Below are 17333 nucleotides of genomic sequence, written 5' to 3' on the forward strand. Positions count from 1 at the left end.
TTAATTCAATGAGCAAATTTGTCATTCGCAGGGCAACAGAAAACGATGCAGAATCGCTTTTGAAGATTTACGAGCCTTACATAACGGATACAACCATCACGTTTGAATATGATGTGCCGACGGCTGAGGCGTTTGCGGGCCGTATCCGCGAAACGGCGGCTGCGTTTCCATATCTCGTCTGCGAGTGTGACGGCGTTATCATGGGTTACGCCTACGCGCACCGCATTCGTGAGCGCGCGGCGTACGACTGGGATGCGGAGCTGTCCATCTATCTGGCACAGGGCACCCACGGACATGGTGTGGGCACGACCGTGCTGGCGTGCCTGATCGACCTGCTCGAGCTGCAGGGGCTGCGCCACCTGTACAGCTGCGTGACCCTGCCGAACGAAAAAAGCATTCGCATGCAGCGCAGACTGGGTTTCGAAGACGCAGGCGTGTGGCACGACTCCGGCTGGAAGTTTGACGGCTGGCACGATGTGGCATGGCTGGAAAAGCATATCGGCAGCGGAAAACCGCAGCCGGTGACGCCGTTTCCGGCGCTCGATGAGAAAAATATACAGGAATGTTTACAAAAATACATGGATAAGCTGAATCAAGTGGAGGAATAAAACAATGGCACTGAGAAAGATTTTGACCGAGGGCGACGAGCAGCTGCTCAAGCACAGCCGCAAGGTAGAGAAGTTTGACGACCGTCTGCACACGCTGATCGACGATATGCGCGAAACGCTCGAGAACTCCGGCGGCGTTGGTCTGGCGGCACCGCAGGTGGGAATCCTGCGCCGCGTTGTCGTGCTGCTGGATGTGAACAAGGAGCCGGAGGAGATGGTCGAGCTGGTAAACCCGGAAGTCATCGAGCAGAAAGGCTCCGAGCGCGTTGTTGAGGGCTGCCTGTCCGTGCCGGGCGTTTACGGCTATGTGACCCGTCCGACCTGGGCGAAGGTTCGCGCACAGGACCGTTTTGGCAACTGGTTCGAGCGCGAAGGCGAGGGCATTGTAGCGCAGTGCTTCTGCCACGAGACCGAGCATCTGGACGGCCATCTGTTCACCGAGAAGGTCGAGGAGTATATCGACCCGGAGGCAATGCAGGGTGGTGACGAGGAATAATGCGTATCGTATTCATGGGCACGCCGGACTTCGCCGTGCCGAGCCTGCAGGCGCTCATCGACGCCGGACATGACGTCTGCGCGGTGTACACGCAGCCGGATAAGCCGCAGGGCCGCAAGCAGATTCTCACTGCACCGCCGGTGAAAACGCTCGCACTCGAGCATGATATTCCGGTTTTCCAGCCGAATACCCTCAAAAATGAGGACGAGCAGGCGCGTCTGCGCGAGCTGGCACCTGAGGTTATCATCGTAGTGGCATACGGCAAGCTGCTGCCCAAGGCGGTACTCGATATCCCGCCGCACGGCTGCATCAACGTGCATGGTTCACTGCTGCCGCGCTGGCGCGGCGCCGCTCCGATCCAGTGGGCGGTTATCGCGGGCGATGAAATGGCAGGCGTTACCACCATGCAGATGGCGGAAGGTCTGGACACCGGCGATATGCTGCTCACCTATGAGACCAAGGTTGGCGAGAAGGAGACCGCAGGCGAACTTTTTGACCGTCTGGCGCAGTCCGGTGCGGAACTTTTGACCCAAACGCTCGTCAAATTAGATGAGATCGAGCCGCGTCCGCAGGACGATGCACAGAGCTGCTACGCCCATATGCTGGATAAGCAGATGGCGGTGATCGACTGGAGCAAATCGGCGCACGAGATCGACTGTCTGATTCGCGGACTGAATCCGTGGCCGATCGCGCTGACTACGCTTTCCGGTGAAAGGCTGAAGGTGTTTGCCGCCGAAAAGGCAGCCGGCAATGGCGAGCCGGGCACGGTGCTCGAAGCTGACCCGAAAAAGGGCCTGACCGTGGCGTGCGGAGAGGGCGCGCTGGGACTGACCGAGATTCAGCTGGTCGGCGGCAAACGCATGAAGGCTACGGACTTTCTGCGTGGGCACGCAATCGAAGTCGGCACTAAGCTGGGAGACGAATGAAAAAGCGTGAGGAGTGAAGAACGGAGAGGACGTAAGCTCCAATCTCCAATTCTCCACTCTGGTATGGAGGTTTTCTTATGCCCTATCATGGTTACTACTACGGCATTGATATGTACTACATCGTACTGGTTCTGCCGTGCGTTTTATTTGCATTCTGGGCGCAGAACAAGGTAAACAGCACGTTTAACCGCTACTCGCGGGTGCAAAATCTGCGGGGACTGACCGGCGCACAGGCGGCGGAGGCGGTGCTGCGGTACAACGGCGTGTCCGGTGTGCGCATTGAGTACGTTTCCGGCAAGCTGACCGACCATTTTGACCCGAGAAGCAACGTCATTCGGCTGTCGAGTGCGGTGTACTCGTCCACGTCGGTGGCGTCCATCGGCGTCGCCGCGCACGAGGCAGGGCATGCGGTGCAGTACGCCATCGGCTATGCGCCGATCAAGCTGCGCGCGGCGATCATCCCGCTGACGCAGTTCGGCTCGATGGCGGCGATGCCGCTGCTGATCCTCGGCCTGATCCTTAACACGAGCACGCTCGTCACGATCGGCATTGCGGCGTTCGGTCTGTCCACGCTGTTCCAGCTGGTGACCCTGCCGGTGGAGCTGGACGCATCCCGCCGCGCTTTGCAGACCATTCAGCAGAACGGCCTGCTGACCGCAGACGAGTACCCGATGGCGAAAAAGACGCTCACGGCAGCGGCGCTGACCTATGTTGCCGCGCTGGCGACCTCGCTGGCACAGCTGCTGCGTCTGGTGCTGATTTTTGGAGGAAGAGACCGCAATGATAGATAAACGTCCCAAAACACCGCGTGAGGTGGCGGCGTTCTCGCTGTTTTCCATGGCAGAGGAGGCCGCCTGGTCGGACGGTGCGCTGCACCACTATTTATCCCGCGCGGGACTGGACAGCCGTGATGCGGCGCTGGCCTCGCGGCTGACCTACGGCACGGTGCAGAACCAAATTTTACTGGACTGGTACCTGCGGCACTTCTCAAGCGTGCGGCTGAAAAAGATCGCGCCGCGCGTGCTGGCGTGCCTGCGGATGGGGCTGTATCAGCTGATCTTGATGGATAAGATTCCCGCGCATGCGGCGGTTGCCGAGACGGTCGCGCTGGTCAAGCACTACGGCCACGCAAATGACCGCACGGTCGCCTTTGCCAATGCGGTGCTGCGAAATGCCGCAAATGCGGCGCAAAACGGCTCTTTGCCGCGCCTGAACTGCCCGGATAAGGAAAGCTACTACGCACTGCAGTACAGCCACCCGGAGTGCTCGTGCGCCTGCTTTCCGAGCAGTACGGCCAGAAGCTGACGCAGAAAATCTGTCAGGCGGATAACGCGGACGCGCCGATTTCGGTGCGTGTGAACACGATGAAATGCACGCCTGCCGAGGCTCAGGCAGAGCTGGAGGCCGCCGGACTGACCGTGCAGCCGCACGAGGCATTCCCGGAAATCCTGCTGTGCAGCGGCGGAGACGCAGCCGCGCTTCCGGCGTTTATCGAGGGCCGTGTGACCGTGCAGGACGCGGCAAGCGCACTCGCGGCGGCGGTCGCTGACCCGAAACCGGGCAGCACCGTGCTCGACTGCTGTGCGGCGCCCGGCGGCAAGAGCTTTGCCATGGCGGAGAAGATGCAGGGGAAAGGCAGCGTCACCTCGTGCGACATTTACGAGCACAAGCTGAAACGCATCCGCGACGGCGCAGCCCGCCTCGGACTGCCGAATATCCGCACCGAGCTGCAGGACGCCTCGGTCTGCCGCGAGGAATGGAAGGACAGCGCGGACGTTGTGCTGTGCGACGTGCCCTGCTCGGGACTGGGCATTATCCGCAAGAAACCCGAAATTCGGTTCAAGAATCCGGACGAAATCCAGACTTTGCCGGAGATTCAGGCGAGAATCCTTGCAAACTGTGCACAGTATGTAAAGAAGGGCGGCACGCTCGTCTACTCGACCTGTACCATCCTGCAGCGGGAAAACGAGGACGTTGTCCGCGCGTTTCTCACCGAAAACCCGGAGTTTGAAGCGGTTTCTTGGACGCATCCGGTCTGCGGAGAGAGGGCAGACGGTATGGTGACGCTGCTGCCGCCCGTTCACAATACGGATGGGTTCTTTATTGCGAAAATGTACCGTAAGTGATAGTGGAATCGTAGGGCGGGGCGCCCGCCCTACAGGAAAACGAGAGAGAAGATTTGAAGGAGAGACACATGGTCGAAATCAAATCCCTTACAATAGATGAACTGAAAACCGCCCTGAAGGAAATGGGCGAAAAGCCGTTCCGTGCGGGACAGATCTTCAAATGGCTTCACGAGGGTGTGGAGTCCTTTGAAGAGATGTCCAACTTATCCAAGGACTTACGGGCGCGTTTAGCGGAAAATTTCCTGCTGACCGTACCGGAGGTCGCCCGCAAGCAGGTGAGCCGCGTTGACGGCACGGTGAAATACTTATGGCGTCTGCGGGACGGCAACTGCGTGGAGTCCGTTCTGATGCACTACGAGCACGGCGTGTCCGTCTGCGTTTCGACGCAGGTCGGCTGCCGGATGGGCTGCAAGTTCTGTGCCTCCGGTCTGAACGGACGCACGCGCAGTCTGTCCGCAGGCGAGATTCTGGACGAAATCCTGTTCATGCAGAAGGACAGCGGCGAAAAGGTCTCCAACATTGTGCTGATGGGCACCGGCGAGCCGCTCGACAACTACGACAACGTGCTCAAATTCCTGCATCTGGTGAGCTGTCCGGAGGGGATCAACATCGGACAGCGCCATATCTCCTTGTCAACCAGCGGAATTGCTGATAGAATAGAGATGTTAGCACGGGAAAAGCTGCAGATCACGCTGTCTGTGTCGCTGCACGCGCCGGATGACGAAACACGCTCGTCCATCATGCCGGTGAACGACGCGTATCCGGTCGAGCGCCTGATGAAGGCGTGCCGGTACTATTTTGACACCACCGGACGGCGCATTTCCTACGAGTACATGATGGCGCGCGACAAGACCGACCGCCCGTGGCAGGCCGACCTGTTGGCGAAGCTGCTGAAAGGAAGACCGGCGCACGTCAACCTCATTCCGCTGAATGAGGTGGCGGAAAGCCCGCTGAAACCGTCCAGACCGGAAACCGTCCGCAAGTTCCAGCAGGCGCTCGAGAAGCGCGGCGTTACCGCGACCGTAAGGCGCAAGCTGGGTCCGGATATTGATGCGGCCTGCGGTCAGCTCCGTCAGCGACAGCTGAAGGAGGACGGAAAGAGCAGTTCTCGTGATTAACTTGAATATTCTCACATATAAACACAATCGAAGGAGGTTGTGAAATGGAATATTTCGGCTTGACCGATAAGGGACGGGTGCGCCCGACCAATCAGGATATTTTTCAAATCGAAGCGCGGGAGGACAACCAGACCGCGCTCCTCGTCGTGTGCGACGGCATGGGCGGTGCAAATGCGGGCAACGTAGCCAGCCGCTTTGCCGCGCAGAGCTTTATCGAGTCCGCGGGTGACGCTTTAAGCGGCACGCTGGACGAAACGGCACGGCAGAACCTGCTGACGCAGGCGCTCAAGCAGGCGAACGAGACGGTTTTCTCTCTGGCGGGCAGGCAGCCGGAGTTCCGCGGCATGGGCACGACCCTGGTTGCCGCGCTCATTCAGGGCGACTGCGCGACCGTTATCAACGTGGGCGACAGCCGCGCGTACCGCTTTGACGGCGAAGCCATGCACCAGATCAGCGAGGACCACTCCTATGTGGAGGAGATGCGCCGCCGCGGCAAGATCACCGAGGCGGATGCGCGCACCCATCCGCAGAAAAACCTCATCACCCGTGCGGTAGGCGTGGAGCCGTATGTCGAAGGCGACCTGTTTGAAGTGCGCCTGACTGAAAAGGACATGCTGCTGCTCTGCTCGGACGGTCTGACCGGCATGGCGGAGGACAGCCGGATCGCGGAGGTGCTGGCAAACGCGCCGACGCTCGAGCTGGCCGGTGACGCGCTGCTGCAGCTGGCGCTTGACGGCGGCGGCCGCGACAACATCACCGTTGCGCTGTTCACCCTCGGCAAAAAGCAGGGAGCGTGACGGATTATGGATAAATATATCGGCAGTATGCTCGGCGGACGCTATCAGATTGAGGAAATCGTCGGCGTCGGCGGCATGGCGGTCGTTTACCGGGCGCGGGATACCGTTCTCGGGCGCGATGTGGCACTCAAGGTGCTCAAAAAGGAGTTCGCGGAGGATCCGGATATCCGCAAGCGGTTCTCCATTGAGTCGCGCGCCGTTGCCAAGCTGAGCCACCACAATATTGTTTCCGTGTTCGACGTCGGCAGCGAGGACGGCACGGATTATATCGTTATGGAGCTGATCGAGGGCATCACCCTCAAGCAGTATCTGCAGCGCAAGGGCCATCTGTCGTGGGAGGAGACCATTTTCTTCGCTGAGCAGGTTGCCCGCGCACTCATGCACGCACACTCGCGCGGCATCATCCATCAGGACGTTAAGCCGCAGAACGTTATCATTCTGCGGGACGGCACCGCAAAGCTGACCGATTTCGGCATTGCCTCGTTCGCTGCCGCGCAGGAGACCCGCGTGGTGCAGGAGGCCATCGGCTCGGTGCACTATATCTCGCCGGAGCAGGCCAAGGGCAGCAAAATTGACTACCGCACCGACCTGTACTCGCTCGGCGTGATGATGTACGAAATGCTGACCGGCAAGCTGCCGTTTGAGGGCGAAACCGCGCTCCAGATCGTCATGCAGCACATCAATGAGGTTCCGATCATCCCGAGTGCGTTTGTGCCGGGCATCCCCAAGGGCATGGACGACATTGTCATGCACGCCATGAGCGCGAACATCAGCCGCCGGTACGAGTCCGCGGAAAAGATGTACGAGGACATGGAGGTGCTCCGCTCGGACCCGAATGCACGCTTCCACTATGTGGCAAGCGAGGACAACTCGGGCGAGACGCAGATCATCGGCGCGGACATTCAGCGCGCGGCGCGCCGCAGTGCGGCAGAGCATGAAGCCGCTTCCGTTGAGGGCGCAGCTGCGCCGCGCACCCGCACGCGCACGCAGACCCAGCCCCGCACCCGCACCGGTTTCCGCAAAAAAGAGCAGGATGAGCCGAACGGCTTTTTTGAAAAGCTGGCCGAACGGCCCGGAATGGCAGTCGGCATGGCGGTCGGCGTGATTGCGGTGATCAGTCTGCTGCTGGTCGGCATTCTGATGCTCACCGGCAGCAGCGACAAGTCGGAGAAGATTATCGTGCCCGGCCTCATCGGGCGCAATATCGACGAAGTACTGGCCGACCCGGATATAACCGACAACTTCACGGTAAAGGAAGCGACCGAACGGCAGGAATCCGACCGTCCGGTCGGTGAGATACTCGAGCAGGACCCGAACGCCGACGGTAAGAAAAAGGCAACCAAGGGTACGATCATCACGGTAACGGTGTCCTCGGGCGGCGAAAACGTCAAGGATACCTACAAGGTGATCGACTTTACCGGCAAGACGCTCGATTATGTACAGGCGGCGCTGGCATCGCGCGATATCAAGTGCGAGGTCGTTGAGGAATACAGCGACGACGTGGAGGAAGGCAAGGTTATCCGTACCGACCCGGAGGCGGGTGCCGAGCTGGAAAAGGGCGCGACGCTGACCGTCTATATCAGCAAGGGCAAGCAGAAGGACGATAACGAAAACGTTGCTGTGCCCGGTCTGCTTGGCATGACCGAGGACAAAGCGCGTGCGGCGCTGGAGGCAAAGGGCTTGAAGATCGGCTCGGTAGACCAGGTGGACAGCTCTGCGGAAGCCGGTTCGGTCGTATGGCAGTCGCAGGATGCGGGCGCGGAGGTCGCAAAGGGCACTGTCGTCAACATCCAGATCTCCAAGGGCAAGAGCACATCGAACAATAACTCGCCGGATAACAGCGGCGGCAATTCCGGCGGTCAGGACAACGGCGATGGCGGCTACGACGATACGCCGAGCCTCGGCAGTGCGACCATTCCGGTTTCGCTGCCGGACAACACGGATACCGCGCACGTTATCATCTATGTGGACGGCGTGATCCAGTATGACGACACCTGCAGCACGAGCGGCGGCAGCACGTCCATCTCGGTGAGCGGCTCGGTGGGCGACCATGATGTTACGGTCAGCGTGGACGGTTCGACTACCTCGCAGACGTACACATTCAGTTAAAAAACGGAGGAATTAAGTTTGATCGAAGGGATCATTCTGAAGGGCATCGGCGGTTTCTACTATGTGGATACCGCCGAAGGCCTCATTGAATGCAAAGCACGCGGACGGTTCCGCAAGACCGTGGGCAAGCCTATTGTCGGGGACCGTGTGACGCTGGAAATCCAGCCGGAGGACGGCACCGGCTATCTGCAGACGATCGCGCCGCGCAAGAACAGCCTGATCCGGCCGGCTGTGGCGAATCTGGATCTGGTCGTTGCCGTGGCGAGCGCGGCACCGCCGGTGACCGACCCGTTCCTGATCGACAAGGTAACGGCGATCGCGGTGCACAAGAACATGGACGCACTGGTCGTCATCAACAAGACGGATGCGAATCCGGGTGACGAGCTGTATGAAACCTACCGCAGGAGCGGCATCGAGGTGCTGCGCGTGAGCGCGCACACCGGCGAAGGCATTGACGCACTGCGCGAGCGCATCCGCGGCAGGGTAAGTGCGTTTGCGGGCAACTCGGGTGTCGGCAAGTCGAGCGTGCTCAACCGTCTGGACAGCTCGTTCGACGCTGAGGTCGGTGCGATTTCGGACAAGATCGGCCGCGGCAAGCACACCACCCGTCATGTGGAGCTGCACCCGATCGAAGGCGGCGGCTACATCGCGGACACGCCCGGCTTTTCCTCGTTTGAGACCGAGCAGATGGATTTGGTGCTGGCCGAGGATCTGCAGTACGCATTTCCGGAGTTCGAGCCGTACATCGGGCAGTGTAAATTCACCGGCTGCGCGCATGTCAAGGAGAAGGGCTGCGCCATCCTTGCGGCGGTGGAAAACGGCGAAATTGCGAAAACCCGTCATGAAAGCTATGTAAAGCTGTACGAAAGTGTAAAGGATCTGAAGGAATGGGAACTTACCAAGGGCGGCACGCGCTGATTTTTGCGGCTGCACCGGAAACCGATTACGGTTATATCCGCGCGTTTCTGCGCGAGCATCCGGACGCGCTCGTTGCGTGTGCGGACGGCGGCCTGCGGCATGCGCGGGCGCTCGGTCTGCACCCGGATTTCATGATCTCCGACCGGGATTCCATGACCGAGGTGGAGGGAGAGGACGTTATCCTCTTGAAGCCCGAAAAGGACGACACGGATTCGCAGAGCTGTCTGCGGGAGGTGTTCCGCCGCGGCTGCCGCGAGGCGACGCTCGTGTGTGCGACTGGCGGGCGCATCGACCATATGCTGGCAAATCTCTCGCTGCTCGAGGAAGCAAAAACGCTCGGCGGCCACCTGACCATCCTCGATCCGTACAACCGCGTCGAGCTGCATCAGGGCGGACGGCAGGAATTCATCATGCCGGAGACGTTTACCTACTTCTCGGTCGTGCCGATGGACGCGGTGCTCGAGGGCGTGACCATCGAGAATGCAAAATATGAATTAACGAACGGCACGGTTACCCGTGTCGGCATGATCTCCACCTCGAACGAGGCAAAACCGAACAGCCGCTTTGCCGTCACGATTGAACGGGGAACGGCTCTGATTATCTTCTCACGCGACCGTGTTTTGTGAAAATTCCACACCTGACCCGCCAATATCGGCGGGTTTTTTTATTGTGTCGATTTTGCAATTTATTAAGTCAGGACTTGCAAAAATAAGTTCGCAGGCATATAATAAAAACACATGATAACTGATGAGAGATATAAGGGAGTGCTGAGCATGGCATTGAAGCCGATTTCCAAGATTGCAGCAGGTGTGCAGGCGTCTACGACGCTCGCTATCGATTCGCTGTTCAAGCAGATGAAGGCAGAGGGCAAGGACGTTGTCGGCTTTGGTGCCGGTGAGCCGGATTTTCCGACGCCGGAGCACATCAAGCAGGCCGGTATCGAGGCCATTGAGAACAACCAGACCAAGTACACGCCGGCAGCCGGTCTGATGGACCTGCGCAAGGCAGCCTGCTACCGTCTGAAGGAGGACTGCGGTCTGGACTACGAGCCGACGCAGATCGTTGTGGCTTCGGGCGCAAAGCACTCGGTCTATATCGCGCTGATGACGCTGTGCAACCCGGGCGATGAGGTCGTTATCGCGGCTCCGTACTGGGTAAGCTACTCCGAGATGGTAAAGCAGGCAGGTGCAATCCCGGTCATTGTAGCTGCAACCGAGGAGGCGGACTTCAAGATCACCGCAGAGCAGCTGGACGCCGCCATCACCGACAAGACCAAGGTGTTCATGCTGAACTCTCCGTCCAACCCGACCGGCATGGTATACACCAAGGCCGAGCTGGAGGCGATCGCTGAGGTTTGCTGCCGCCATAACATCTACGTTATCGCGGATGAGATTTACTGCAACCTTGTATATGATAACAATGAGTTCGTTTCGTTCGCTTCTCTGGGCGAGGACGTGAAGGAGCGCACCATTCTGGTCAACGGCGTGTCCAAGAGCTACGCGATGACCGGCTGGCGTATCGGCTACAGCGCGTCCAATCCGCAGCTGGCCAAGGTGATGGCGAACTACCTGAGCCACTCCACCTCTGCACCGTCCACCATTTCCCAGCAGGCGGCCATCACCGCGCTGACCGGCCCGCAGGAGGACATGCAGGTGATGAAGCAGGCGTTCGAGCAGCGCCGCGACCATCTGGTAGAGCGCATGAACAAGATCGAGGGCGTTTCCTGCATCAAGCCGGAGGGCGCGTTCTATGTTATGATGAACATGAAGGGCTTCCTCGGCAAGACTATGTACGGCAAGGTCATCGAGAGCGCCGAGGACTTCGCGCAGCTGTTCCTTGAAAAGGGTCTGGTGGCGACCGTTCCGTGCACCGCATTTGCCGCGCCGGGCTTCGTCCGCTGGAGCTATGCGACCTCGCTCACCGAGATCGACAAGGGCCTTGACCGCCTCGAAGCGTTTATCAAGAACGCGTAAGCATTCGTAATTCCGAGCAGCACTCTGAAAAGGGTGCTGCTTTTTGGTTTCTGCACCGAACCTCTGGGGCACTTGAACCGCGCAGGCGGTGCAGGAAAAAGGGGAGGACGCAAAATCTAACGGCGAAACCGCTGCAAACTTTGTTTATTGCTACAAGATAGCGCAAAACCGGTCGGTTTTGCTTGAAATGACCGGTGCAAAGTGTTAAACTAAAATCGGACTGTTATGGAAGATTAGATACCATCCAAGTCCGTTATTTCGTTATAATTTGGATAAAATACACACCGGAAAGGACGAATAACATGAACAACGTGTACGAAAGCCCGCTTTCCTCGCGCTACGCTTCCAAGGAGATGCTCTACACCTTCTCCTCGGATATGAAGTTCTCCACCTGGCGTCGGCTGTGGCTGTCGCTGGCTAAGGCGGAGCTGGCGCTCGGTCTGCCGATCACGCAGGAGCAGGTGGACGAGATGGCCGCGCACCTGACCGACATCGACTACGATGTGGCCCGTCAGCGCGAGAAGGAGGTACGCCATGACGTTATGGCGCACGTTTACACCTTCGGCAAGGCGGCTCCCAAGGCGGCCGGCATTATCCACCTCGGCGCTACCAGTGCGTATGTCGGTGACAATACCGACATCATCCAGATCCGTGAGGGTCTGCTGCTGGTTCGCAAAAAGCTGGCGACCGTACTGGACAAGCTGGCGCAGTTCGCGGATGCGCACAAGTCCCAGCCGACTCTCGGCTTCACCCACTTCCAGCCCGCACAGCTGACCACGGTCGGCAAGCGCGCTACCCTGTGGATGAACGAGCTGCTGATGGATTTGAACGAGGTAGAATACCGCATCGAAAACCTGCGCATGCTCGGCAGCAAGGGCACGACCGGCACGCAGGCGTCCTTCATGGAGCTGTTTGACGGCGACGAGAGCAAGGTTAAGGAACTCGAGAAGCGCATTGCCGATGATTTCGGCTTTGCAGGCGTGGTTCCGGTCTCCGGCCAGACCTACTCCCGCAAGATCGACGCGCAGACGCTCGCAACGCTCGCCGGTATCGCAGAATCCGCTTCCAAGTTCGCAACCGACCTGCGTCTGCTGCAGCACCTGAAGGAAGTAGAGGAGCCGTTTGAGAAGAACCAGATCGGCTCGTCCGCCATGCCGTACAAGCGCAACCCGATGCGTTCCGAGCGTATCTGCGCACTGGCGCGCTACGTCATCTGCGACAGCCTGAACCCGGCCTTCACCTCGGCTACCCAGTGGTTCGAGCGCACGCTCGACGACTCTGCGAACAAGCGCATTTCCGTGCCGGAGGCATTCCTTGCCGTTGACGCAATCCTCAACATCATGATCAACGTCGTTTCCGGTCTGGTCGTTTACCCGAAGGTCATCGAGCGCACGTTATGAACGAGCTGCCGTTCATGGCAACCGAGAACATCATGATGGACGCCGTAAAGCGCGGCGGCAACCGTCAGGACCTGCACGAGCGCATCCGCGAGCACTCCATGGCTGCGGGCAAGCGCATCAAGGAGGAGGGCCTCGAGAACGATATGGTTGACCGCATTGCCGGCGACCCGATGTTCGGCATGACCCGTGAGCAGATCCTCGAGCACCTCGACCCGTCCGCTTACATCGGCCGCTGCCCGTCTCAGGTAGACGAGTTCCTGAGCGAGTGTGTTCGTCCGGCGATCGCGCCGTACCTCACCGGTGAGGACGTAAAGGTAGAGATCAACCTGTAAACCGGAAAGTTTATCCCTGAAATTGACAGATATCCCGCTCACGCGGGATATTCTGCCGCTTATGCGTCAATGACGCATAAATGTTGCACAATTCATGCAGAATGATTGACTTTTTGGCTGTTATGCTGTATACTAAATCAGTTGTGTAAAAAAAAAATAAAGGAGGCACTTGCAAGTGAAAAAGAGTGTAACTTCCTTTATCGCGGTCATGCTGATCATCATTTTCCTCGGCGTGACGGCGGTAACAGGAGTGTACATTCCGGGCGGCTGGACCATGCCGTTCCGGAACACGGCAACGTCCGACACATCTGCGACGGATACGAGCGACACCTCGTCTACCGACAACAGCGCAGACACGGCGGACAACACGGCAGACAGCACGGATGCGTCTGCTGACACCTCTGCTGACTCGGCTTCGACCGATTCCGCAGACACGACAGACTCCGGTCTGAAGGCCATCATCCCGAGCGTACTCGATACCGACAATGGTATCCGTCTGGGTCTGGATCTGGTCGGCGGCTCCCGTATCGTATACGAGGCCGAAATCCCGGACGGCTACGACACCAGCAACCTGTCCGACGACATGAACTCGGTACAGAAGGTCATCCGTCAGCGACTGACCGGTAAGGGCTTTACCGAGGCTACCGTATCCCTCAGCGGCGACAACCGCGTAACGGTCGAAATCCCGCAGATCACCAACCCGGAGGAGGCCGTACAGACCCTCGGCACCACCGCACAGCTCACCTTTGTTGATGCTGACGGCAAGGAGTGGCTGACCGGCTCTGACGTTAAGAAAGCTACTTACGGCTATGGCCGCCCGACCGGCAACGAAGTTGCGGATACCCATTATGTAGAGGTACAGTTTACCTCTGAGGGCAAGCAGAAGTTTGCTGAAGCGACCGAGAGCATCGCGGCCCGCACTGACGGCACCAACGTGATGGCTATCGTCATGGACGATCAGGTTATTTCCGCACCGTCCGTTTCTTCCAAGATCGACAGCGACAGCTGCGTAATCTCCGGCTCGTTCACCCGCGACAGCGCGACCGAGCTGGCAAACCTCATCAACGCAGGTCAGATCCCGTTCTCGCTCAAGCAGGTAGAGCTTCGCTCTGTCGGCCCGCAGCTCGGCGCTGACGCGATGAGCTCCAGCCTGAAGGCAGGCCTGATCGGTCTGGTACTTGTTATGCTGTTCATGATCATCATGTACCGCATCCCGGGCGTTGTTTCCTGCTTCGCTCTGTGCTTCTACATGGTTATCGAGGCGCTGCTGTTCAGCCTGATTCGCGTAAACCTGTCCCTGCCGGGCATTGCAGGTATTATCCTGTCCATCGGTATGGCGGTTGACGCAAACGTCATTATCTTCGAGCGCATCAAGGAGGAAATGGCTGCCGGCAAGACTGTCAAGAGCGCCATTGACTCCGGCTTCAAGCGTGCGTTTACCGCAATTCTGGACTCCAACATCACCACCCTGATCGCGTGCGGCGTGCTGTTCTTCCTCGGCACCGGCACGATCGTCGGCTTCGCTACCACGCTGGGCATCGGTGTTATCGTGTCCATGTTCACCGCGCTGACCATCACGCACTTCCTGCTCAACCGCATGGTGGATTTCCACATCCGCAACCCGAAGGCTTACGGCCTGCGTGAGCGCAAGGAAGAGAAGAAGCATTTCCCGATCCTCAAGAACTTCAAGATCTTTGGCGGTATCTCTGTCGTACTGGTCGCTACCGGCCTTGTCGCGCTGATCCTGCTGCCGTTCGGCAAGAACCTGTTCAACCTGAGCATCGACTTTGCCGGCGGTACCGAGATGGAGTTCAACATGCATACCGCTGTTACGCAGGATATCCAGACCGAGGTCAGCGATCTGTTCAAGGACGCAACCGGCGTGGACGCATCCTCTGTAACCTCCTCCGGTGACGGCAACGAGGACGTGCTGATCCGCTCCACCTCGATCGATTCCGAGCAGCGTGCTGCCGTGATCGACAAGATGCTGGAGAAGTACAGCCTTGCCGATACCGATATCCTCAACAACAACGACGTATCCGCTTCTGTCGGCAGCGACCTGCAGCGTTCGGCATTCCTCTGCTCGATCCTTGCAATCCTGCTGATGCTGGTGTACATCACCTTCCGCTTCGAGCTGACCAGTGGTCTGGCTGCGATCTGCTGCCTGGTTCACGATCTGCTCGTTATGCTGAGCGTTTACGTTCTGCTGCAGATTCCGCTCGACAGCAACTTCATCGCTGCTGCACTGACCATCCTCGGCTACTCCATCAACGCGTCCATCATCGTATTCGACCGCGTTCGTGAGAACCTGCGCACCGCGCGCAAGGAGCCGTTTGAGGTCATTGGCGAGAAGAGCATCTGGCAGACCATGGGCCGTACCATCAACACCACGCTTACCACGCTGTTCACCATCGGCATGGTATACATCCTCGGTGTTCCGTCGCTCAAGCAGTTCACTCTGCCGCTGATCGTCGGTATCCTGGCCGGCGGCTGGTCGTCCGTTATGCTGTCTACCGGTCTGTGGGGCTTCTTCCGTAAGAAGTTCCGCCGTCGCCGCAAGATCTAACGACTATCGAAAAGGCACCCGTTCGGGTGCCTTTTTTGCGTTTGTTTATCGGCGCAGGGGACTGGTACAGAGAAAGAAGCCGACCGGATAGGGCAGTGCAGGAAAAGGTGCCGCTTTATCGCAATAAAAAATTGACTTAACAGCACTCCGCGTAGTATAATAACAGCAGACAGATAACAAACCACGCGTGTGAAGCGGTGTTCACAAGGGGGAAGTACGATGAAGTGCCCATTTTGCAGCTTTGAAGACAGCAAGGTCGTGGACTCCCGTCCGACGGACGAGGGTACCAGCATCCGCCGCCGGCGTGAATGTCTCCACTGCGGAAAACGCTTTACCACCTACGAGACGGTGGAGCGCATGCCGCTTATGCTGATCAAGCGCGATGGCACGCGGCAGGCGTACGACCGCCAGAAGCTGCTCAACGGTCTGGTGAAGGCTTGCGAGAAACGCCCGGTTTCGCTGATGCAGTTGGAGCAGATCGTCGATTACGTCGAGCAGAAGCTGTTCAGCTCGCTCGAAAGCGAGGTCTCCAGCAAGGTCATCGGTGAGCTTGTCATGGAGCAGCTGCGTAAGGTTGATGAGGTCGCGTATGTGCGGTTTGCCTCGGTCTACCGCCAGTTTAAGGACATCAACACCTTTATGGAAGAGCTGAACACGCTCCTCAAAGATAAATAATTCGGCGGGTATGGCGCAGGCTGTACCCGTTTTTTCATATCGAAAGGAAGATGGATTTATGGACGAACGGCTGCAGAAACAGCTGAATTTCATTCTTGAGATCGACAAGGAGAAGAACATTTTCCGGCAGACGCATCTCTCCGGCCACGGCCGCCGCGAGAATGACGCCGAGCACGCATGGCACATGGCTGTCATGGCGTATCTGCTGCAGGAATATTCCAACGAGCCGGTGGATGTGGCGCGGGTCATGCTCATGTGCCTGCTGCACGATGTGGTGGAGATTGACGCAGGCGACACCTACGCCTACGACACCGACGGTCTGCAGACGCAGAAGACGCGCGAGGACGCGGCAAAGCAGCGCATTTATTCGCTCCTGCCGGACGACCAGAAGCGCGAACTGATGGCTGTTTTTGACGAATTTGAGGCCGATGAGACCGCCGAGGCGCACTTTGCCCACGCGATGGACAATCTGCAGCCGCTCTTGCTCAACAACAGCAACGGCGGCAGCGACTGGGCTGACCACGATGTGACCGCCAAGCAGGTCTACGGCCGCCAGAGCCGCACAGAGAAAGGCTCGGCGTATCTGTATGAGCTGACGGACAAAATCCTGCAGGCGAACATCGAAAAGGGTGCGCTCAAAGAAAAATAAAAGAAAATAGGAATAGTTTTCGACCGAGTTGACCATTCGTGGTCAATTTTCGCCGCCGAACGGCGTATGGGTGCAGGCACTTATGCGAAGCAAGGAGGTGAAAACGTGTCAGCTGAGATCATCATTGCGGGACTGAGTCTGCTGGGGACGCTGGCGGGCACGGCCGGCGGCATTATCGTCTCCGGCAAGCTGGTCAATTACCGCATCGAACAGCTTGAAAAGAAGGTCGAAAAGCACAATAACCTCATCACCCGAACCTTCAGGCTGGAGCAGCAGGTCGCGCTGCTGGACGAGCGTGTCCGCGTGGCTAACCACCGCATCAGTGATTTGGAAAAGGAGGAAGTCGAGTGAACTGGAAGGTGCGGTTTAGGAATCCGGTGTTCTGGGTGCAGATCGTCGTGAGCGCGTTCGCCGCGGTGCTGGCGTATGCCGGTCTGACCGCCGCTGACCTCACCACCTGGGAGAGTGTCGGCGCGCTGCTCTGCAATGCGGTGCGCAATCCGTATTGCCTGTTCCTTGTGCTGTCGAGCGTGTGGAACGCCGTCAACGACCCGACAACTAAGGGTGTCGCGGACAGCGAACGGGCAAGGCAGTATACCATTCCGCAGAAGTAAACAGAAAAAATCCCTCTCATAGAGCA

At 58.5% G+C, this 17333-nt stretch carries 17 protein-coding genes and 1 pseudogene; all 18 read left to right on the forward strand.

Annotation, left to right across the window (positions count from 1 at the left end; translation table 11 throughout):
* Nucleotides 1-8: 8 nt before the first annotated feature.
* Entirely contained in the window at nt 9-608 is a 600-nt protein-coding gene (locus DXB00_RS13715) for a GNAT family N-acetyltransferase (protein WP_117488804.1), read from the forward strand.
* Nucleotides 609-612: 4 nt separating this feature from the next.
* Nucleotides 613-1104: a peptide deformylase gene (gene def / locus DXB00_RS13720; protein WP_117488802.1), complete on the forward strand. Its 492-nt coding sequence runs from the start codon at nt 613-615 to the stop codon at nt 1102-1104.
* A complete protein-coding gene (gene fmt / locus DXB00_RS13725; RefSeq protein ID WP_117488800.1) occupies nt 1104-2030 on the forward strand; it encodes a methionyl-tRNA formyltransferase in 927 nt (308 codons plus the stop codon). Before def ends, fmt begins: the two co-directional genes overlap by 1 nt.
* Before the next feature lie 77 nt (nt 2031-2107).
* Entirely contained in the window at nt 2108-2821 is a 714-nt protein-coding gene (locus tag DXB00_RS13730) for a zinc metallopeptidase (RefSeq protein WP_117488798.1), read from the forward strand.
* Nucleotides 2811-3335: a transcription antitermination factor NusB gene (locus DXB00_RS13735; protein ID WP_119215050.1), complete on the forward strand. Its 525-nt coding sequence runs from the start codon at nt 2811-2813 to the stop codon at nt 3333-3335. Before DXB00_RS13730 ends, DXB00_RS13735 begins: the two co-directional genes overlap by 11 nt.
* On the forward strand, nt 3299-4156 hold the full coding sequence (gene rsmB / locus DXB00_RS13740; RefSeq protein WP_158581327.1) for a 16S rRNA (cytosine(967)-C(5))-methyltransferase RsmB: 858 nt from the start codon (nt 3299-3301) through the stop codon (nt 4154-4156). The genes DXB00_RS13735 and rsmB overlap by 37 nt, the downstream gene beginning before the upstream one ends.
* Nucleotides 4157-4224: 68 nt before the next feature.
* On the forward strand, nt 4225-5274 hold the full coding sequence (gene rlmN / locus DXB00_RS13745) for a 23S rRNA (adenine(2503)-C(2))-methyltransferase RlmN (RefSeq protein WP_118730265.1): 1050 nt from the start codon (nt 4225-4227) through the stop codon (nt 5272-5274).
* A 44-nt stretch (nt 5275-5318) separates the two neighbouring features.
* A complete protein-coding gene (locus DXB00_RS13750) occupies nt 5319-6071 on the forward strand; it encodes a Stp1/IreP family PP2C-type Ser/Thr phosphatase (protein WP_118730266.1) in 753 nt (250 codons plus the stop codon).
* A 6-nt stretch (nt 6072-6077) separates the two neighbouring features.
* Nucleotides 6078-8180 carry a Stk1 family PASTA domain-containing Ser/Thr kinase gene (gene pknB, locus DXB00_RS13755; protein ID WP_119215052.1) on the forward strand — a complete coding sequence of 701 codons (2103 nt, stop codon included), beginning with the start codon at nt 6078-6080 and terminating at the stop codon, nt 8178-8180.
* An 18-nt stretch (nt 8181-8198) separates the two neighbouring features.
* Nucleotides 8199-9098 (forward strand): ribosome small subunit-dependent GTPase A, encoded by a 900-nt coding sequence (gene rsgA, locus DXB00_RS13760; protein ID WP_243107239.1) that lies wholly within the window; start codon nt 8199-8201, stop codon nt 9096-9098.
* Nucleotides 9068-9724: a thiamine diphosphokinase gene (locus DXB00_RS13765; protein WP_118647662.1), complete on the forward strand. Its 657-nt coding sequence runs from the start codon at nt 9068-9070 to the stop codon at nt 9722-9724. The genes rsgA and DXB00_RS13765 overlap by 31 nt, the downstream gene beginning before the upstream one ends.
* 147 nt (nt 9725-9871) lie before the next feature.
* Nucleotides 9872-11071 (forward strand): pyridoxal phosphate-dependent aminotransferase, encoded by a 1200-nt coding sequence (locus DXB00_RS13770; protein ID WP_199697301.1) that lies wholly within the window; start codon nt 9872-9874, stop codon nt 11069-11071.
* A gap of 302 nt (nt 11072-11373) precedes the next feature.
* Nucleotides 11374-12803: pseudogene (purB, locus tag DXB00_RS13775) on the forward strand (adenylosuccinate lyase).
* 175 nt (nt 12804-12978) lie between these two features.
* Entirely contained in the window at nt 12979-15369 is a 2391-nt protein-coding gene (secD, locus tag DXB00_RS13780; protein ID WP_118730268.1) for a protein translocase subunit SecD, read from the forward strand.
* Nucleotides 15370-15588: 219 nt separating this feature from the next.
* Complete coding sequence (gene nrdR / locus DXB00_RS13785; protein ID WP_118478438.1) at nt 15589-16044, forward strand: transcriptional regulator NrdR; 456 nt, start codon at nt 15589-15591, stop codon at nt 16042-16044.
* 58 nt (nt 16045-16102) lie between these two features.
* Entirely contained in the window at nt 16103-16693 is a 591-nt protein-coding gene (locus DXB00_RS13790) for an HD domain-containing protein (protein WP_118730269.1), read from the forward strand.
* 105 nt (nt 16694-16798) lie between these two features.
* Complete coding sequence (locus tag DXB00_RS13795) at nt 16799-17044, forward strand: hypothetical protein (protein WP_118285681.1); 246 nt, start codon at nt 16799-16801, stop codon at nt 17042-17044.
* Nucleotides 17041-17307 carry a phage holin gene (locus DXB00_RS13800; protein ID WP_118478442.1) on the forward strand — a complete coding sequence of 89 codons (267 nt, stop codon included), beginning with the start codon at nt 17041-17043 and terminating at the stop codon, nt 17305-17307. Before DXB00_RS13795 ends, DXB00_RS13800 begins: the two co-directional genes overlap by 4 nt.
* Nucleotides 17308-17333: the final 26 nt, after the last annotated feature.

Source organism: Butyricicoccus sp. OF10-2, from assembly GCF_003481925.1.
GTDB lineage: Bacteria > Bacillota > Clostridia > Oscillospirales > Butyricicoccaceae > Agathobaculum > Agathobaculum butyriciproducens.